Raw genomic sequence first — 19,128 nt, 5'->3', positions numbered from 1 at the left:
TCTATGACTATCGTCAAATAAAGCAGTTTGGGTCGATGGTTGTGCTGCCCGTTATTGTTTTGCCAACTCTGTTTTTGCCAACATATGCAATAAACGCTCAACTGGGGCGGCCACTCCTACCGAAGGTGGCTGTGTTAAGTTATACCAGAGACCAGCACCATCATCCATGCATCCACGGGCTGATTCCACATTCAGCCACATCGGAACAATATCCAGATGGAAGTGGCTGAAGGTATGACGGAAAGCGGTCAATTGCTGCAAACCACTAGCCGAAATACCTCGTTGCTGTAACCAGCGCTCAAGTTCTTCTTGCTCCGCAAATTGCGGGAAACAAAATAGCCCGCCCCACAGGCCCACTGGTGGGCGCTGTTCAAGCCACGCTTGGGTGCCATTTTGCATCAACAGAAAATAGGCGGTTTTTTCCGGTATTGTTTGTTTGGGTTTTTTACCAGGGTAGCGTGCCCAACTGTGGTTAGCATAAGCCATGCAACCGATATTTAATGGGCAGAGTTCGCATTTGGGCTTAGAGCGGGTACAAACTATGGCACCTAAATCCATCATTGCCTGATTAAACTGGCCTACACCTTTAGCGGGGGTTACCTCTTCACTGATTTGCCACAACCGGCCTTCGACCTCCTTTTTACCGGGCCATCCCTCAACCGCATAACAACGTGCCAGCACTCGCTTAACGTTACCATCTAAAATTGGAAAATGCTGCCCTAAAGCGAGCGACAATATGGCACCGGCCGTTGAACGACCAATCCCCGGCAGTGCAAGGATCTCGTCAAAAGTAGTGGGAAACTCGCCCTGATGGCGTTCCACCACGGTTTGGGCTGCTTTATGTAGATTTCTGGCTCGGGCGTAGTAGCCCAGTCCAGTCCATAAATGCAGAACTTCATCCAGCGGCGCTGCTGCCAGAGCACGGATATCAGGGAAGCGCAGCATAAAGCGTTGGAAATAGGGGATCACCGTCGCAACCTGAGTCTGTTGCAACATAACTTCAGACAACCACACTTGATAAGGTGTTTTATCCAACTGCCACGGCAGTGTCTTGCGGCCAAAACGTTGGTACCAATCAAGTACCGCGTGCGCGAATTGTTGCGCTTGCATCATAAGCAGGTATCGATATCCGGCAGATAAATAAATAGGGCTGGATTGCAGCATAGAGTTCCAGCGCTGTAAACCCCCTTCGTACTTGAAACTACAGCGGTGTTAGCTGCACTCACTCACCCGAATCACTGACTTGAGTCAGCTCATCGGGATTCATTCATTGGCTGCCTTGCTGTAGCTCCAATTACTTTGGGGGATACCTTCGTACTTGAAACCACAGCGGTGTTAGCTGCACTCAATTTCCTGAATCACTGACGTGATTGAGCATATATACGTTATTTACTGCTTAATTTTGTACTTATGACGTCCATAGTTGATAAACTGGCGTATCTTTGCATAATGCGCATTCATATACGCAATTAACAGACAGAAAGCACCATGATAAATGACGTCATATCCCCGGAATTTGATGAAAACGGCCGCGCTATGCGCCGTATTCGTAGTTTTGTCCGCCGTCAGGGCCGCCTGACCAAGGGTCAACAACTGGCGCTGGATAGCTACTGGCCGGTGATGGGCGTGGAATATCAGGCAACGCCGGTTGATTTAAGCGCACTATTTGGCCGCGAAGCGCCAGTGGTCTTGGAGATCGGTTTCGGTATGGGCACTTCTCTGGTGACCATGGCGGCCAGTAATCCACAGCAGAACTTTCTGGGAATAGAAGTTCACTCTCCGGGGGTTGGTGCATGTCTTGGCTCAGCGCACGAAGCTGGCCTGAGTAACCTGCGGATCATGTGTCATGACGCCGTTGAAGTGCTGGAAAACATGATTCCGGATGCTTCATTGGATATGGTTCAGCTGTTTTTCCCCGACCCATGGCACAAAGCGCGCCATAATAAGCGCCGCATCGTCCAGACACCTTTTGTTGAACTGGTGAGAAGTAAATTAAAAGTGGGTGGCGTGTTCCATATGGCCACCGACTGGCAACATTATGCGGAACATATGCTGGAAGTGATGTCAGGTGTGAACGAATTCCACAACCTTTCAGAACAAAATGATTATGTACCTCGTCCGGACTCACGTCCGCTGACAAAATTTGAATTACGTGGCCAGCGTCTGGGACATGGCGTTTGGGATCTGATGTTTGAGAGGAAAGAATAATGGCTAATAATCGTAGTCGTCGCTTACGTAAGAAAATGCATATCGCTGAGTTTCAGGAATTAGGTTTCTCGGTAAAGTGGACCTTCCCTGAAGGTACAGGTGTTGATGTCATTGATGAAACTGTCGATGCTTTTATCGATGAAGTCATTGAAGCAAACGGCCTGGCATTTGATGGCAGTGGCTATTTACAGTGGGAAGGTCTGATTTGCTTGCAAGAGATCGGTCACTGCACTGATGAGCATCGTGCATTGGTTACTAAATGGCTGGAAGCTCGCAAGCTGAAAAATGTAGAAACCAGTGAGCTGTTTGACATCTGGTGGGATTAATCTTCCGTTTTAACGGCAGATAATGAATAAGGGCGCCTAAGCAGGCGCCTTTGTTTTTATCAGTTGCGATTAGCAGAAGCTATTATCGGGGTTTTATTGGGAGCATCGTGTTGGCAAAGGTTTTTGAGAAAGCGACAGTTTTAGATAATGCTCTACTAGCGGATATATTGCAGCAAGTTCACCCGCTGATTGGTCAGGGAAAAGTTGCTGACTATATTCCCGCGTTGGCTGAAGTCTCAGCTGACAAACTCGGTATTGCCGTCTGTACCGTTGATGGCAAGATATTTCAGGCCGGAGATGCCAATGAGCGATTCTCAATTCAATCGATTTCGAAAGTATTAAGCTTGACGCTGGCATTATCCCGTTATGGTGAGCAGGAGGTATGGCAGCGAGTTGGCAAAGAGCCATCCGGTCAGCCATTCAACTCACTGGTTCAGCTAGAGTTAGAAAAGGGTAAACCGCGCAATCCTTTTATTAATCCGGGGGCGCTGGTGGTGTGCGATATGCTGCAAAGCCGCCTGAGTGCACCGAAACAGCGGATGTTGGAGGTGGTACGTCAACTGGTGAGTGATGATAGCATCAGCTATGATTCTCGAGTCGCTCGCTCGGAGTTTGAGCATTCAGATCGTAATGCCGCCATCGCCTATTTGATGAAATCTTTCGGCAATTTCGAAAATGATGTGCTGACGGTACTTCAGACCTATTTTCACTACTGCGCCATGCGCTTGAGTTGTACCGAGCTGGCCCGCTGCTTTGTCTATCTGGCGAATCAGGGGCGCAGCATAGGTGGACATGATCCATTGATTACGCCGATGCAGGCGCGGCAAATCAACGCCCTGATGATTACTAGTGGCATGTATGATGGAGCAGGTGAATTTGCCTTTCGCGTGGGTATGCCAGGAAAATCTGGGGTGGGTGGTGGCATCATCGCCATTGTGCCAGATGAACTCTGTATTGCTGTTTGGTCACCTGAATTAGATAGCGCAGGGAACTCTCTCGCCGGAACCGCTGCCTTAGAGCTACTGGCACAGCGGATTGGTCGCTCCATTTTTTAAACCGTTTTTCAGGAGTCTTATGTTACATAAAATGAAAGCATTACGAACCGCAGGTTTGGCACTATTAATGCTGACCACCTGGCAGGCGCAGGCTGAATACCAGTGCAGCGTAAAGCCACAGGATGATGTAATTATCAGCCCGCAATCTGTCCAGATAGTGGGGGCTAGCGGCAATTTGCAGATTTCACCCGACGGTGATGTTATTCGTAATGGCAAAACATTGACGCTAACAGATGCACAGCGCCAACAGGCATTTCGCTATCAGACTGCATTGCGTAAAGATTTGCCTTGGATAGATCAGGGGGCGCAACAACGTCTGGAGAAAGCACGAGTCTCGTTAGATAAAGTGATTGTTAAAGAGCTGGGCAGCAATAGCAATGTGCGTAACCGCCTGACCACGCTTAATGATCAACTAAAGCAGCAGATGAGCCGTATCATTGAAAAGCGCAGTGATGGTTTAACCTTCCATCACCAGGCTATTGATCAAGTTGAGAAAGATGGCCGGCAACTGGTGCAACAAAGTATGGGCGGCGTATTGCAAGATAGCCTGAACGAGATGGGGGTCAAGCAAGCGACCAGCGGCGCGGGTAATAATCCGTTGCAGGCCATTATGGGCAATTTGGGCGGGCTACAGCAGGCCATTCAGAATGAGTGGAACAGCCAGGAGCAGGATTTCCAGCAATTTGGCCATGAAGTCTGTGGGCGGGTGACGGCATTGGAGCAGCAGCGTAAAGATCTACTCAACGCTTTGAATTAATATCTTGCTTCAGATTTTGCAGGTTCAGACTGGGGATGCCATCTGAACCTGTTTTCTATCCATTAGCGTTATAAAAATAGCTCTAACAGTGAGTTAAGGAATAGTTTTCCTTTCTCGGTTATCTGCCAGTACTCCTCGGTTTCAATTAAATACTCTTTTGCTAATGCCTCATCCAATTGCGGGCGGATGGTGCTTTCAGCCAAACCAGTAAAGTGGTAGAAATCCGCGCGTGGCGCAGCTTCTAGCAGGCGGAACCGGTTCATAAAGAACTCAAAAGGCCGATCGGCGGTTTCCACTTCATATCTCTTATCCAGGTATTTACCCTGCATAAAACCACGGGGATGCTTGGTCTTTATCGTGCGTAAAATTCGCCCATCGCTGAAGGTTATTTTACCGTGCGCACCACAACCAATGCCCAAATAATCGCCAAAGCGCCAGTAGTTAAGGTTGTGTTGGCATTGATAGCCCGGTTTGGCATAGGCCGAGGTTTCGTACTGCTGATACCCAGCAGCACTGAGCAGCTGATGGCCTTGTTGGAAAATATCCCACAGTGCATCATCGTCTGGCAGAATTGGTGGGCGTGAACTGAAACCGGTATTCGGCTCGATAGTCAGTTGATACCAAGAGAGGTGAGGCGGATTCAGTGCAATCGCCTGACGTAAGTCGCTCAGCGCCTGCTCTAATGTCTGGTCGGGTAGGCCATGCATCAAATCCAGATTAAAGCTGCGCAACTCCAATGAGGTTGCCAGCTCTGCGGCACGTTTAGCCTCCTCTGGCCCATGGATTCGCCCAAGGCGCGTCAACTTCTCTGCGCTAAAACTTTGCACCCCAATAGAGATGCGATTGATACCGGCGCGTTGATAACCGCTGAAGCGATCAGCTTCGACTGCTCCGGGGTTAGCTTCCATGGTAATTTCAGCATCAAATGCTACGGGCAATCTGGCGCGGACACCATCGAGCAACTGTTGCATTGCCTCGGCACTGAGCAAACTTGGGGTGCCACCGCCAATAAAGATAGTGCTGATTTCACGCCCACTGACCAGCGGCGCGTCTATATCAAGGTCCGCCAATAAGTGCTCTACATACTCCTGATGGGGTACATCGCCTTTCAGCGCATGGGAGTTAAAGTCGCAGTAAGGACACTTCTGTACACACCAGGGAATATGAATGTAGAGGCTGAGCGGAGGTAATTTAAGCATTGCGCAGTGCATCCAACATCATTTTCAGGGCTTGACCACGATGAGATACCGCATGTTTCTCTTCGCGGGTCAATTCTGCTGCGGTTTTGCCCAGCTCAGGGAGATAGAAAATAGGGTCATAGCCAAATCCGGCACTACCCGCAGGCTGACGGGCAATCACGCCAGGCCATTGACCGTGAAACACCAGCGGCGTTGGATCATCACCATGGCGCATATAAACCAGTACGCAATGGAATTGAGCACTGCGCTGTTCGTCGGGAATATTTTTCAGTGTTACCAGCAGCTTATCGAGGTTCTGTTGATCACTGGCATCAGCCCCCGCAAAACGTGCGGAGTAAATTCCCGGCGCACCACCCAAAGCATCAACAGCTAAACCTGAGTCATCGGCGATGGCTGGCAAACCGGTTGTCTGTGCGGCATGGCGCGCTTTTAATATGGCATTTTCAATAAAAGTTAAGCCAGTTTCTTCGACAGACTCAACGCCCAGATCGGTTTGTGCGACGACATCTAAGCCGAAATCAGCGAGCAGACTTGCCAGCTCACGCACTTTTCCGGGGTTGCCGGTAGCTAATACTATTTTTTGCATGAATGAATCCTGAATTTTTAGCTGATACTACTTGGCTGAGACTTAATGGCCTGACGGGGAAGTATCACTCAAGCAGTACCGCAACTTCTGGCGGTATCTGTTGCGGATTGACGATTTTAATCTGCTTATGTCGCCCCAACTCGCCCTTTTCGATAATCACCTGACTTTTCGCTACCCGGAACTGTTTAGCGATAAATTTGATTAAGTGGGCATTGGCTTGCCCATCAACGGGCGGGGCAGTAATGGCGACTTTCAATTCATCGCCATGTAAACCGACTATCTGATCACGGCTGGCTTTCGGCTGAATATATAGCCTGAGCACCAGCCCGTCCAGCAAGGATGTTGCTGCACTCACAGCATAACCCAAAGCTCGCCCAACATATCCATACCTAAGAAATTGATCAGATACAGAATAAGGATAACTACCATCGCTGAGAAATCGATACCGCCCATGGCGGGTAAGATGCGACGAATTGGTGCCATTAAAGGCTCTGTTAGCTGATAAAGCAGATAATCCATCGGGCTGCGGCCCTGACTGACCCAGCTCATTAGCGCGCGAATAATCATGATCCAGAAAATCAGATAACCTGCGGCTTTAAACAGGGCAATAACCCCAAACAGTAAATTATAAGGGCTGAGGGATATCGAGCCGCTGCCAATCAGCAATAGCAGTGGGAACTTAATGGTCATCAACAAGTACGCTAACAGCAATGACGCGCTGTCGATTGGCCCTAGCGACGGGATAATCCGGCGCAGCGGCCCCACTATTGGCTGGGTTATTTTCACCACAAATTGTGAAAACGGATTGTAGAAATCGCTGTGAACCCACTGCATCCAGATGCGCAACAGCAGTACCATCACATACAGGTCAATGACCGTTTTGGCCAGAAAAGTCAGCGTTAGCATGAGTTGCTTTCGTCCTTAATATTAGATATTCGCGTACATTACCGGCCCCTATCTTAACGAGAAAGTGTCAGAGCCAGTGTCGGTTTTTGTAAATATTGTCGTTGTTAGAACAGCTTTTCCATCTCTTTCGCTCGCGAAATAGCTGCTTGCATAGCAGCGGCGACGGTTTCAGCCAAGTGTTGCTCACTAAATACCCGAATGGCTTCTGCTGTGGTCCCACCTTTAGACGTCACTTGCTGACGCAGTGTTGAGATAGGTAGTTGCGGGTTGGCTTCCACCAGCGCAGTGGCGCCAGAAGCGGCTTGTTGTACCAGCAGACGGGCGGTTTCACTGTCAAAACCTAACCGCTCAGCTTCTTGCTGCATCGCTTCCATAAATAGGAAAAAATAGGCGGGTGCACTACCCGCAGCGGCAATCACGCTATTGATGCCATTTTCATCATCTACCCAACAAACTCTACCCACTGAACTCATCAGTGCGGTAGTGAAATCTCGATCACCCTGCGAAACCTGTTCTGGAGCATATAAGCCGCTCATCCCTTTCCCAATCAGTGATGGGGTATTGGGCATAATACGCACCAGATTGAGTCTATCGCCCAATAATGCATAAAAGCGCGAAACCAGAACACCAGCAGCAATGGAAAGTACCAGTTTATCGGTGAAGTCGACATTTTCCTGCAACGGCTGACATACATCGGCCATTAACTGCGGCTTAACCGCCAGGATAACCACGTCGGCCCTCTGTGCCTCGGCGATATTATCATCGCTACTGATAACACCAAACTCAGCGGCCAGAGCGTCACGATTCTTACCTGAAGGCGCACAGACGCTGATTTTTTTTGCGGGATAACCACCGGCAACCAAACCTGCGATAATCGCGCGAGCCATATTGCCCGCGCCAATGAATGTAATGTGGCGATGTTGCATTGAATTCTCCTATACCCTTCGTACTTGGAGCCGCAGCGGTGTTAACTGCGCTCACTCACCCGAATCACTTACTGATGTAAGCTCATCGGGACTCATTCGCTTGTTGCCTTGCTGCAACGCCAATAACTTTGGGTAACCTGTTTCGTACTTGGAGCCGCAGCGGTGTTAACTGCGCTCACTCACCCGAATCACTTACTGATGTAAGCTCATCGGGACTCATTCGCTTGTTGCCTTGCTGCAACTCCAATAACTTTGGGTAACCTGTTTCGTACTTGGAGCCGCAGCGGTAGCTGTGCTCACTGGTACTCTGGGTGTTTACGCGCGGGCACCAAAAATGGCGGTGCCAATACGCACTAATGTACTGCCGGCAGCAATAGCTGCGGGCATATCATCTGTCATACCCATAGAAAGCGTATCCATCTGAGGATACTGGGCTTTTAAAGTCAAGAAAGCCTGATTCATTTGCTCAAATACCGCCAGTTGTCGCTGATAATCAGCTTCAGGGGCCGGAATGGCCATCAGCCCGCGTAAATGCAAATTAGGTAGTTCGCTAATATTGGCTGCCAACGCCGGCAATTCCGCTAAAGTAATTCCTGATTTGCTCTGCTCATCACTGATATTGACCTGAATCAGGACGTTTAGTGCGGGCAGCTCTGCTGGGCGCTGGGCACTCAAGCGCTGTGCTATTTTTAGCCGATCAACGGTATGGCACCAGGCGAAATTTTCTGCCACTAAGCGGCTTTTATTGGATTGCAGCGGGCCAATAAAGTGCCATTCAAGAGGATGGTTATAGGGCTTATTCGCGAAATAGTGGATTTTATCCACCCCTTCCTGCACATAGTTTTCACCAAAGGCATATTGCCCAGCGGCAATAGCTTCTTCGATAGCGGTCACAGGTTTGGTTTTACTCACTGCAAGCAAGGTAACTTCTTCTGGAGAGCGTGCGCAACTACGTGAAACAGTTGCGATCCGCGCTCTGACATCCTGTAGATTCTGCTCAATTGTGCTCATATGGACCCAGGAGTTTGATATGGATTTCACCAGTCTGGATGATAAAAACTCAGAGCCGGATAACCCGGCATCTAACGGTATAGCCGCCAGATGCATTGATTTAGAAAATCCCGAACCTACCAATGATGGTTTCGACGAACAGGATTTCGCTAATAAGGTGGTGGCTAGTGTAAATCATAATGCGTCAGATCTGCACCTTTGTACTGGTTATCACCCGGTATTACGCATTGATGGTGAATTGAAAACCTTTACTCACTGGCCACGAGTTAATGCTGGTTGGCTCAATGGGTTAAGTCAGCACTTATTGAGTGAGACGCAGCAAAGGCGCTTGCAACACACAGGGCAGGTGGATTGCGCCTACACCACAGTGGCGGGCCAAAGGTTACGCGCTAATATTTTTCAGCAACGGCAGGGGCAATCAATTGCTTTTCGTATTATCTCTACGCTCTGTCCGTCGCTGGCTGAATTAGACGCCCCAGACATCATTAGCCAACTTATTGAGCAAGAGAATGGATTGATTCTGGTGACTGGTGCCACAGGTAGCGGTAAATCCACTACATTGAGTGCAATGATCAGTGCCATTAATCAGCAACAGGCTCGCCATATCATCACACTTGAAGATCCGATCGAGTTTATTCATACCAGCCAATCATGTTTGATCCAGCAGCGGGAGTTGGGCAGTCATACCCACTCTTTTGGCAGCGCCTTGAGTGCAGCCCTACGACAAGATCCCGATATCATCCTGCTGGGGGAGTTACGGGATCAGGAGACGATCAGGTTAGCGCTGACGGCCGCTGAGACCGGGCATCTGGTATTGGCGACACTGCATACCCGCACCGCCACTCAGGCAATAGATCGGCTGGTGGATGTTTTCCCGGCGGCAGAGAAAACCGTTATCCAGGCGCAGCTAGCGGCTAGCTTGCGGGCTGTTATCGCGCAAAAGCTGTGTCAAAAGAGTGGGGGTGGGCGTATTGCAGTGTTTGAAATACTGACGCAGACCACCGCTGGCAGTCATTTGATACGCGAAGGTAAAACCTACCAGCTACCGACAGTAATACAGTCCGGCGGACAATGGGGAATGCAGACCTTTGAGCAGAGTATCGCGCAGCGACAGCAAGAGGGAACTTTGGCGAATGAGAACTGAATACCTGGCCACTGATGGGCAGAGTAAAGAGAGCCGCTAACACAGTAGCGGCTCCGAGTACGAAGGGGAACCTAGGCTGCGGGGATCTGCTGGGTAATACAGTGAATATTGCCCCCCCCTAGCAGGATCTCGCGGGCAGGAACACCGACAATCGCGTAGTCAGGGAACATCTGCTGCAATAGATCCTGTGCCAACCCGTCAGTGCGGCTATCTAGCAGAGGATAAATAATCTGCTGGTTACTGATCAGGAAGTTGACGTAAGAGCCAGCAAGTCGCTCGCCAGCGGTGCGTGGCACGGCATCGCTGGACAGCACATCGAAAGTCTCTTCTTCGGTGTTATACAGCGGGCCAGGAGCGGGTAACTTCCAGATTTTCAGCTTACGACCTTTGGCATCGACGGCATTAGATAGCACATCAAAAGCAGCAACAGAACGTGCGTACTGCGGATCCTGTTGATCGTCGGTCCAATGCAGGGCGACTTCACCGGGGCGGACAAAGCAGCACATATTGTCGATGTGACCATCAGTCTCATCGTTATAAACGCCGTCCTGCAACCAGATGAAATGTGTGACGCCAAGATATTCACGCAACAACTGCTCAATCTGCGCCTGATTCAGATGTGGATTGCGGTTTAGGTTTAGCAAGCATTCAGCAGTGGTCAGCAAAGTACCTTCGCCATCGGTATGAATGGAGCCACCTTCTAGCACCAACGGAGCGCGGTAATGAGCATTCTTCAGGAAGTCACTCACCTGAGTGGCAACTTTTTCATCTTGCTGCCAGTCGCTATACAAGCCGCCGTTAAGGCCGCCCCAAGCGTTGAACTGCCAGTCAACAGCCCGGCGTTCACCAGCACCGTTGATAACCATGGTCGGGCCGGTATCACGCATCCAGGCATCATCGCTGGCCATTTCTACCAAGCTGACACTGGCTGGCATGGTGGCTTTAGCCTGCGCCATAAACTCAGCAGGTACGCCCATAAATACCGGCGTAGTGCGGCTGATGGCTTCGGCCACTTTGGCAAATGTCTGCTGAGCAGGGATACCTTTACCGCGCCAGTTATCCTGGCGATAGGGCCACAGCATCCAGACGGCATCTTGCTTCGCCCATTCGGCAGGCATAAAGAAGCCATCCTGTTGTGGCGTACCGGATAGTGCTTGTGAGGCAGGGTTTGGTAAAACCGCGCTTTGTACAATCGTGTCTTGTGCAGACATAAATTATCTCCGGGTCTTGCCGTCAGAAGTAGCTAATGCCTGATACATTTCCGGGCGGCGATCGCGGAACAAGCCCCATGACGCGCGCTGTGCTGCTATCTCCTGCAAATCAAACTCATGCAGCAAAATGGCCTCATCAGTTTTGTTCGCCTGAGCCAGCAGGGCACCGGTTTGGTCTGCAATAAAGGAAGAGCCGTAGAAGGTCATTTCCAGGCCATCAATAAACTTACTCTTCTCAGTGCCGATGCGGTTAGAAGCAATCACTGGCACCAGATTCGCGGCAGCATGACCTTGCTGGACACGGGTCCAGTGTGGCTGACTATCGATTTCAGGGTAAGCCGGTTCAGAACCGATGGCCGTTGGGTAGAAGATAATTTCTGCGCCGAGCAGTGCCAGACTACGGGCGGTTTCTGGGAACCACTGATCCCAGCAAATGCCCACACCAACTTTGGCATAGCGGGTCTGCCAGACTTTAAAACCGGTGTCGCCTGGGATAAAGAACTGTTTTTCCTGATAGGCCGGGCCATTTGGAATGTGAGTTTTACGGTACACATCCAAAACAGCGCCATCAGCATCAATCATGACCAGCGAGTTGTAATAGGCATTATTGGCTTTCTCAAAGAAACTCAGTGGCAATACCACTTGCAGTTCGGCTGCCAGCTTAGAAAAGTGTTTGATCAATGGACTATTATCCAGCTCTTGGGCCAGTGCATAGTGTTCTGGGCTTTGATCAATACAGAAATAAGGCGCGGCAAACAGTTCCTGAATCAGGATTATCTGTGCGCCCTTGGCGTGTGCCTGACGTACCAGTTTCTCGGCATTTTCAATGTTCTTAGGCAGGTCCCAAGAACAGGCCATTTGAGTCGCAGCAACAGTTACTTTTGTCATGAGAAAACCTCAATAAATGTAAAAAACACCCGCGTGGGGTGTGCAATATTTTGAGCCGCTGATTGGCATAAAGAGAGTATACAATTCCGTGGGCGCAGGTGCCATGATATGCGTGGATCACCCAATCAGAACATGGAAACAGCCGGTAAGAACAGCCTTTGGCAAATAAAAATAGCTTATTTAGCCAGGCTGTTCATCAAACCAACTTTCTAGAATAATGACCGCAGAAGCGGCGTCGACACTGCCTTTGTCCAGTGCGCGATAGCCGCCACTGTCAAACAAATTGGCGCGCGCCTCGACAGTGCTGAGGCGTTCATCCTGTAAGGCTATTTGTACACCAAAGCGGCCATGTAGGCGGTTGGCGAACCGACGCGCACGAGCGGTCAGTGGCTGTTCGGTGCCATCCATATTTAGCGGTAACCCGACCACCACCAAATCAGGTTGCCACTCTTTCAGCAGCTTTTCGACCTTCTGCCAGTCCGGTGTGCCGTCCTGAGCTTTAAATGAGGTCAGTGCTCTGGCGGTACCGGTGACTTCCTGACCAATAGCTACGCCGATACTTTTGGTGCCAAAATCAAAGGCGACAATAGTGCGATTAGCCATTAAGCGTGTCCTGCTTGCGGGGCAATATTAAAAATATTGATACCCAACTTGTTGGCAGCCGCTTGCCAGCGCTCAGCAATCGGGGTATGGAACAGGATCTCGGTATCCGCCTCAATAGTCAGCCACGTGTTATCCAGCAACTCCTGCTCTAGCTGCCCCTGCTGCCAGCCCGCATAACCGAGTGCCACCAGTAGATTTTTAGGCTGCTCTGGTGTGCCAAAGGTCTCCAACACATCTTTGGAGGTGGTTATCATGGTATCGGGTGAAATTGGGATACTGGAACCGAAACCTTCCTGTGGCGAATGCAGAATAAATCCGCGATCTTCTGCCAGCGGCCCACCAGCTAATACCGGTTTATCCAGACGTATAGCAGGATCGCGTGGTGAAGGGCTGATTTTCAGTTTTTTAAGCACAGTTTCTACCGTGAACTGTTCCATCGGCCGATTAATCACCAAACCCATGGCTCCCTCTTCGTTATGCTCACAAATATAGATAACCGAGCGCATAAATTGAGGGTCCTGAAGTGACGGCATAGCGATAAGAAAATGATGCTGTAAATTCATTATGTTATATAGAAGATTCGCTGAGTTAAGGGGTGAATTGGTGTCAGTATGCGGATAAATGATGATAAAGTCACGACCCCCTTCGCCCTTGAAGCCGCAGGGGTGTTGGCTGCGCTCACTTACCCGAATCACTTACTGGAGTAAGCTCATCGGGATTCGTTCCCTTGCCGCCTACCTGCAACGCCAATGGCTTTGGGGGGGTATCCTTCGCCCTTGAAGCCGCAGGGGTGTTGGCTGCGCTCACTTACCCGAATCACTTACTGGAGTAAGCTCATCGGGATTCGTTCCCTTGCCGCCTACCTGCAACGCCAATGGCTTTGGGGGGGTATCCTTCGCCCTTGAAGCCGCAGGGGTGTTGGCTGCGCTCACTTACCCGAATCACTTACTGGAGTAAGCTCATCGGGATTCGTTCCCTTGCCGCCTACCTGCAACGCCAATGGCTTTGGGGGGGTATCCTTCGCCCTTGAAGCCGCAGGGGTGTTGGCTGCGCTCACTTACCCGAATCACTTACTGGAGTAAGCTCATCGGGATTCGCTCCCTTGCCGCCTACCTGCAACGCCAATGGCTTTGGGGGTATCCTTCGCCCTTGAAGCCGCAGGGGTGTTGGCTGCGACTCCAGGTTTATGGGCGGGGTATCCGGCTTACTTATTCGCCAACCGAACTTCAATTGCATCCATCAACATACCGGTAATCGATACATCCGAGAAGGCGGCTTCAATTTCACGTATGCAGGTTGGGCTGGTGACGTTAATCTCAGTCAGGCGATCGCCGATAATATCCAAGCCGACAAAAATTAAGCCTTTTTGCTTCAATACTGGGGCGACTGCACGGGCAATCTTCCAATCACTCTCACTGAGTGGACGAGCTTCGCCACGACCACCTGCGGCCAGATTACCACGGGTTTCACCCTGCGCTGGAATACGTGCCAGGCAATAAGGCACCGGTTCGCCGTCAACTACCAAGACACGTTTGTCACCCTCTTTAATGGCCGGCAGGAAGTTCTGCGCCATGCAGAATCGGCTACCCAACTCGGTCAGTGTCTCAATGATAACTGACAGGTTAGGATCATCTTGCTTCACGCGAAAAATTGAGGTGCCACCCATGCCATCCAGTGGTTTCAAGATGATATCACCGTGTTCCTGATGGAATTTACGGATATGATCTTTACTGCGGCTAACCAGTGTGTCCGGCGTCAAGTCAGCGAACCAGGCGGTAAACAACTTCTCGTTGCAGTCGCGCAGGCTCTGCGGCTTATTCACCACCAAGGTACCTTTATCTTCCGCACGTTCCAGAATATAGGTGGCATAGATGAATTCGGTATCAAAGGGGGGATCTTTGCGCATCAGGATGACATCAAGATCATGCAATGGCAGGTCTTGCTCTGCACCAAAACTGAACCAGTGGTCTTTATCCTGCTCCACACTCAGCAGGCGGGTGCGGGCGCGGCCATCGCCGCCACGCATATAGAGGTCACCCATCTCCATGTAATGCAGTTCCCAACCACGGCGCTGTGCTTCCAATAGCATGGCGAAGCTGGAGTCTTTCTTGATATTAATGGACGTGATGGGGTCCATTACGATGCCGAGCTTGATCATTATTCTCTCCTAATGGGAACGAATTTTATCCCAGATCGCCAAATCGCACCTGTAAAGCGGTGATTGCGGTAAGGGCAGTAGTTTCGGTACGCAGAACTCGCGGCCCCAGCAGAATATCAGTAAATCCAAGGCGCGAGGTCATGGTAATTTCATCGGCGGAAAGGCCGCCTTCTGGGCCAATCAATAATCGCACTTTATTGAGCGACGGGGGAGGGTATTAATGCTGTTGCTGGCACGGGGATGCAGATTCAGCTTCAGGCTGTCATCTTGCTCTGCGCACCAATCGGCTAACTGCATTGCAGCACGGATTTCAGGAATAGTATTGCGCCCGCACTGCTCGCAGGCGGCGATAGCAATTTTCTGCCACTGCTGGATTTTTTTCGCCAGACGCTCACCATCCAACTTTACGCCGCAGCGCTCAGAAAACAGCGGAGTAATGACATTGACCCCCAGTTCAATGGATTTCTGAACAGTAAACTCCATTTTTTCGCCACGGGAAATCACCTGACCTAGATGCAGGTTCAGTGGTGATTCGCGGTCTTCCAACTGCCCTTCGGCAAGGCGAACTACCAGACTTTTTTTATCTGCCCGGATGATTTTTGCGTCGAAAACCTGATTGCTGCCATCAAATAGTTGTAGGCTTTGCCCCTCCGCCATCCGGAGCACGCGGCCTACGTGATTGGCGGCTTCATCACTCAGCGCCAGTTCGCTATTCGCCTGCAAGGGTTGCGGATGATAAATGCGGGGTATACGCATGGGTTGCCCTAACTCCTGAAACGAAAACATACCGCGCGGCTGATTGAGCTGCGCGAAATAAATTAGTGCCTAAGGATACCAGAGGCAGGGAAACATCAGCCAATCGAAAATATCGCCCATACCGCAATCCTATTTATGAGGCGCATACGGGATTCGGATTGATTGACCAATATACTAGATTAGCCCTTTCGCTGCTGGCAAGCCCGTTGTACATAAGGGTTATGATTCCCTTGGACTTTCGCTACTCGCTCGTCGCGCAAGCACTCCCAATCTGTCACCGGATATTGGCGATCCCAAACAGCAAACAGTTTGCTTTGCTGGCTGGAAAGTCGCAGTTGATACTGCTCGCTCATATAGAAGTAGGTCCGCGCGATCGCCCCGCGAGCACGAGCAGGTGGCTCCGCGACCTTACTCTTAAAATCAACTTTCATCTCACACTGACCGTATTGACCGTTGCCGCCATTCCATTGGGAATACATGAAGTTATTGCGATCACCATTCACTTCGCCAATGGCTGGTTGCAGATTATGTAAATCTGTCTCTATCTGGCGGTAGACCGGATCTTTAGCGCAGTTTTTACGGCCGCCTTGCTGCCAGCACTGACGCTGATGACCAAATTGCCAGGCCGGAACCACATGTTCCCACTCAATTCGCGCGGCTCGTTGGGCATTTTTTCTGGCTTGATAACCGCAGCTTTTCAGGTCAGGTAGCCCTTTTTTACCTTGCCAGTCAATCTTGCAGCCACAGTAAAAACTGCCGGGTGCATCTTGGTTAATTTTCGCGGCGACCGCTTTGGCCTGAGTGAAGTTATTGATGCTTTGACTGTAGACCGTCAGGGGTAGCAAAGGGGAGGATAAAACCAGCAGGAACAGAAAGTTGCGTAACATATCTCAAAACAGCCCGGTGATGAAAAGCAGGCAGGTTATCGATATTATTTATGGATGGCAAGTTAACGCGCTGTTTTATAACAAGTAACGTAAAGTTCTAACAGCTTTTTACCGTGATAAATTGTAGTTTTTCACCGCACTGACGACAGCGGTACTCACTCTCTCCGCGCTGTACTTTATTGTGGCGGCGAATGGTTAAGGCGTGCTGCTGGCATTTACATTGATAATTGAAGCTCTTGCTGCGCACCGAGGCCACTTCAAACTGATGAGTACGGCTGGCCGAAACTTGCAGCACTTGCTCCATCATCCAGCGCCACTCCTTACCATGGGGGGCCACTCGGCCAAACTGGCGATAAACCAGCAGGTGGGCCAGTTCATGGGGCACCACTTCATCTATAAATGGCTGTTGATTTTCCAGCAATAAAACGGGATTTAGGCGAATTTCGAAGGTTTGCAGATAGGCACTGCCCGCGCTAGTACCACGTTGATAATAATTGATTTTTGGCTCCGGATAAGCGGTGCCAAGGTGCTGATTCGCCAGCTGCAATTTGTCGCGTAGACAGCGCATAACGGCTTGCTGTAACGCGATGGGGATTCTTAGTGCACTCATATGGCGGAAGAATAAAACGGCAGATAACCAGATGCAAGCCAGTAGATGGGGCTAATTTCCCCTTCAGTTCGCTCGAAGGGGATTATCGGCGATAACTCGGCGGCAAAAGAAACCCCGCAGCGCGGGGTTTCAGACTACTGACAAAGTTGATAAGCGGGGAAATGTGCCGAATGGGTCGTAACGGCGTGAGTCGTCGGAGCGCCCATCGGTGCAGTCGCCCCGCCAGTTTCGGAGTGACAAAATAGGTTTGTCATCAACCTCAAACCCCGCAGCGCGGGGTTTTTACCGTGCGATTCTGGTGGGCTAAAACTTATTTCAGGCCCGCAGCATCACGCAATATTGCGGCTTTGTCGGTTTTTTCCCAAGGGAACTCTTCGCGACCAAAGTGACCATAGGCGGCGGTAGCTTGATAGATTGGGTGTAACAGATCCAGCATTTGGATCAGGCCATAAGGGCGCAGCTCGAAGAACTCACGTACCAGTGTAATGAGTCTCTCTTCAGAGACTTTCCCTGTGCCGAATGTTTCTACCATGATGGAGGTAGGCTCTGCCACACCAATGGCGTAGGAGACCTGAATTTCACAACGGTCAGCCAGACCAGCCGCAACGATATTCTTCGCCACATAGCGGGCGGCATAAGCTGCTGAGCGGTCAACTTTAGAGGGATCTTTACCTGAGAATGCACCGCCACCATGACGCGCCATGCCGCCGTAGGTATCAACGATGATTTTACGCCCGGTCAAACCACAGTCACCCATTGGGCCACCGATAACAAAACGACCCGTCGGGTTGATATGATATTTGGTGCTTGCAGTGAGCCACTCGGCAGGCAGAACCGGTTTGATGATCTCTTCCATCACCGCTTCTTGTAAGTCTGTCAGACGGATATCTTCTGAATGCTGAGTTGATAGTACTACCGCATCAATACCAACAATTTTGCCATCGTCATACTGGAAGGTCACCTGGCTTTTTGCATCTGGGCGCAGCCATGGCAAGGTGCCATTTTTACGCACCGCTGCCTGGCGCTCAACCAAACGGTGAGCATAGGTAATGGGGGCTGGCATCAAGACACTAGTTTCGTTAGTGGCATAGCCAAACATCAGGCCCTGGTCACCCGCGCCTTGTTCCAGTGGATCTGCACGGTCAACACCTTGATTAATATCAGGAGATTGCTTACCGATTGCGCTTAAAACGGCACAGGAGTTAGCGTCAAAACCCATCTCAGAATTGACATAACCGATTTCGCGTACTGTACGACGGGTGATCTCTTCGATATCTACCCATGCGTTAGTGGTGACTTCACCGCCAACCAATACCATACCCGTTTTGACATAGGTCTCGCAGGCAACACGTGCTTTGGGGTCTTGCTCAAGAATTGCGTCGAGGACGGCGTCTGAAATCTGATCAGCAATTTTGTCCGGGTGCCCTTCAGAGACCGATTCCGACGTAAATAAGTGTTTAGCCATTATCTTCTTTACCTTGAATACAAGTGAAATGTCACTGCATAGCGTGTGAGCCCAACAGCATAAAGCCGCGTTTGCGCTGACTTTTTGCGATTTTGCTCCGAATCACGCCCCTTTAGGCAAAGCCTTTAGCAGTCTATCAATTGAGAAACCGTTAGCGTTGATAACGTAACGGGAATTATAGCAATTTAAGTCTATGGATGTATTAACATCTAGACGTCTATTTTAGGCCAGATTTTATCCTTAATGCCAGCGCTTTTTACATCAAGATATTTCTTATTTCGGTTGCCCTTCAGTTTATTTACCGCTTGATACAGTTACAGATCATTTTCATTTTGCATTTTACTTGCGTTATCGGTATAAACTGCGCGCGCAGCTTATTTGATACGCAATGATGAAGATGGCAGAAGATGACATTAGCTCATTGCTCGATTT

The 19,128-nt window shown here is 50.2% G+C and carries 20 protein-coding genes and 1 pseudogene; 5 read left to right on the top strand and 16 right to left on the bottom strand.

The window, feature by feature from the left end; genetic code table 11:
- Positions 1-51: 51 nt before the first annotated feature.
- Entirely contained in the window at positions 52-1,164 is a 1,113-nt protein-coding gene (mutY, locus tag HRK25_RS02365; RefSeq protein WP_005279451.1) for an A/G-specific adenine glycosylase, read from the bottom strand.
- Positions 1,165-1,488: 324 nt separating this feature from the next.
- Between mutY and trmB the strand changes: the two genes are divergently transcribed.
- The 4 genes from trmB to HRK25_RS02345 all read left to right on the top strand — a co-directional run bounded on the left by trmB (position 1,489) and on the right by HRK25_RS02345 (position 4,346).
- A complete protein-coding gene (gene trmB / locus HRK25_RS02360; protein ID WP_032899056.1) occupies positions 1,489-2,208 on the top strand; it encodes a tRNA (guanosine(46)-N7)-methyltransferase TrmB in 720 nt (239 codons plus the stop codon).
- Positions 2,208-2,534 (top strand): YggL family protein, encoded by a 327-nt coding sequence (locus HRK25_RS02355; RefSeq protein ID WP_032815284.1) that lies wholly within the window; start codon positions 2,208-2,210, stop codon positions 2,532-2,534. The genes trmB and HRK25_RS02355 overlap by 1 nt, the downstream gene beginning before the upstream one ends.
- Before the next feature lie 95 nt (positions 2,535-2,629).
- Positions 2,630-3,589, top strand: a complete 960-nt coding sequence (gene glsB, locus HRK25_RS02350; protein WP_049603019.1) for a glutaminase B — start codon at positions 2,630-2,632, stop codon at positions 3,587-3,589.
- A gap of 19 nt (positions 3,590-3,608) precedes the next feature.
- A complete protein-coding gene (locus tag HRK25_RS02345) occupies positions 3,609-4,346 on the top strand; it encodes a YggN family protein (RefSeq protein ID WP_005279457.1) in 738 nt (245 codons plus the stop codon).
- 68 nt (positions 4,347-4,414) lie between these two features.
- Here HRK25_RS02345 and hemW read toward each other — a convergent pair whose 3' ends face one another.
- From hemW to HRK25_RS02315, 6 genes are all read right to left on the bottom strand, one after another.
- Positions 4,415-5,545 (bottom strand): radical SAM family heme chaperone HemW, encoded by a 1,131-nt coding sequence (hemW, locus tag HRK25_RS02340; RefSeq protein ID WP_032899058.1) that lies wholly within the window; start codon positions 5,543-5,545, stop codon positions 4,415-4,417.
- Positions 5,538-6,131 carry an XTP/dITP diphosphatase gene (locus tag HRK25_RS02335; RefSeq protein ID WP_005279461.1) on the bottom strand — a complete coding sequence of 198 codons (594 nt, stop codon included), beginning with the start codon at positions 6,129-6,131 and terminating at the stop codon, positions 5,538-5,540. Before HRK25_RS02335 ends, hemW begins: the two co-directional genes overlap by 8 nt.
- Before the next feature lie 64 nt (positions 6,132-6,195).
- Positions 6,196-6,486 (bottom strand): DUF167 family protein YggU, encoded by a 291-nt coding sequence (gene yggU, locus HRK25_RS02330; protein ID WP_032815286.1) that lies wholly within the window; start codon positions 6,484-6,486, stop codon positions 6,196-6,198.
- Complete coding sequence (locus tag HRK25_RS02325) at positions 6,483-7,037, bottom strand: YggT family protein (RefSeq protein WP_005279463.1); 555 nt, start codon at positions 7,035-7,037, stop codon at positions 6,483-6,485. Before HRK25_RS02325 ends, yggU begins: the two co-directional genes overlap by 4 nt.
- A gap of 104 nt (positions 7,038-7,141) precedes the next feature.
- Positions 7,142-7,963 carry a pyrroline-5-carboxylate reductase gene (gene proC, locus HRK25_RS02320; RefSeq protein WP_049602996.1) on the bottom strand — a complete coding sequence of 274 codons (822 nt, stop codon included), beginning with the start codon at positions 7,961-7,963 and terminating at the stop codon, positions 7,142-7,144.
- 315 nt (positions 7,964-8,278) lie between these two features.
- Positions 8,279-8,974, bottom strand: coding sequence for a YggS family pyridoxal phosphate-dependent enzyme (locus tag HRK25_RS02315; RefSeq protein ID WP_032899140.1), 696 nt, complete (start codon positions 8,972-8,974; stop codon positions 8,279-8,281).
- A 19-nt stretch (positions 8,975-8,993) separates the two neighbouring features.
- On the opposite strand from HRK25_RS02315, the gene HRK25_RS02310 reads away from it, so the two are divergent.
- Positions 8,994-10,118: a type IV pilus twitching motility protein PilT gene (locus HRK25_RS02310; protein ID WP_005279783.1), complete on the top strand. Its 1,125-nt coding sequence runs from the start codon at positions 8,994-8,996 to the stop codon at positions 10,116-10,118.
- 71 nt (positions 10,119-10,189) lie between these two features.
- Here the strand turns inward: HRK25_RS02310 and aguA are convergent, their stop codons facing one another.
- From aguA to metK, 9 genes and pseudogenes are all read right to left on the bottom strand, one after another.
- Positions 10,190-11,329: an agmatine deiminase gene (aguA, locus tag HRK25_RS02305; RefSeq protein ID WP_005279785.1), complete on the bottom strand. Its 1,140-nt coding sequence runs from the start codon at positions 11,327-11,329 to the stop codon at positions 10,190-10,192.
- A 3-nt stretch (positions 11,330-11,332) separates the two neighbouring features.
- Entirely contained in the window at positions 11,333-12,217 is an 885-nt protein-coding gene (gene aguB, locus HRK25_RS02300) for an N-carbamoylputrescine amidase (protein ID WP_032899142.1), read from the bottom strand.
- Positions 12,218-12,397: 180 nt separating this feature from the next.
- Positions 12,398-12,820 carry a Holliday junction resolvase RuvX gene (gene ruvX / locus HRK25_RS02295; RefSeq protein ID WP_032899144.1) on the bottom strand — a complete coding sequence of 141 codons (423 nt, stop codon included), beginning with the start codon at positions 12,818-12,820 and terminating at the stop codon, positions 12,398-12,400.
- Positions 12,820-13,383 (bottom strand): YqgE/AlgH family protein, encoded by a 564-nt coding sequence (locus HRK25_RS02290; protein ID WP_005279788.1) that lies wholly within the window; start codon positions 13,381-13,383, stop codon positions 12,820-12,822. The genes ruvX and HRK25_RS02290 overlap by 1 nt, the downstream gene beginning before the upstream one ends.
- 641 nt (positions 13,384-14,024) lie before the next feature.
- Entirely contained in the window at positions 14,025-14,978 is a 954-nt protein-coding gene (gshB, locus tag HRK25_RS02285) for a glutathione synthase (RefSeq protein WP_005277787.1), read from the bottom strand.
- Between the two features lie 25 nt (positions 14,979-15,003).
- Positions 15,004-15,734 (bottom strand): annotated as a pseudogene (gene rsmE, locus HRK25_RS02280) (16S rRNA (uracil(1498)-N(3))-methyltransferase).
- Between the two features lie 179 nt (positions 15,735-15,913).
- Positions 15,914-16,621, bottom strand: a complete 708-nt coding sequence (gene endA / locus HRK25_RS02275) for a deoxyribonuclease I (protein ID WP_005277793.1) — start codon at positions 16,619-16,621, stop codon at positions 15,914-15,916.
- A gap of 97 nt (positions 16,622-16,718) precedes the next feature.
- A complete protein-coding gene (locus HRK25_RS02270) occupies positions 16,719-17,231 on the bottom strand; it encodes a SprT family zinc-dependent metalloprotease (RefSeq protein ID WP_005277797.1) in 513 nt (170 codons plus the stop codon).
- A 310-nt stretch (positions 17,232-17,541) separates the two neighbouring features.
- Positions 17,542-18,696 carry a methionine adenosyltransferase gene (gene metK / locus HRK25_RS02265; RefSeq protein ID WP_005277800.1) on the bottom strand — a complete coding sequence of 385 codons (1,155 nt, stop codon included), beginning with the start codon at positions 18,694-18,696 and terminating at the stop codon, positions 17,542-17,544.
- Positions 18,697-19,128 lie beyond the last annotated feature (432 nt).

It is taken from the genome of Yersinia bercovieri ATCC 43970, from assembly GCF_013282745.1.
Classification (GTDB): domain Bacteria; phylum Pseudomonadota; class Gammaproteobacteria; order Enterobacterales; family Enterobacteriaceae; genus Yersinia; species Yersinia bercovieri.
This window is presented reverse-complemented; position numbering and strand designations above follow the sequence as displayed.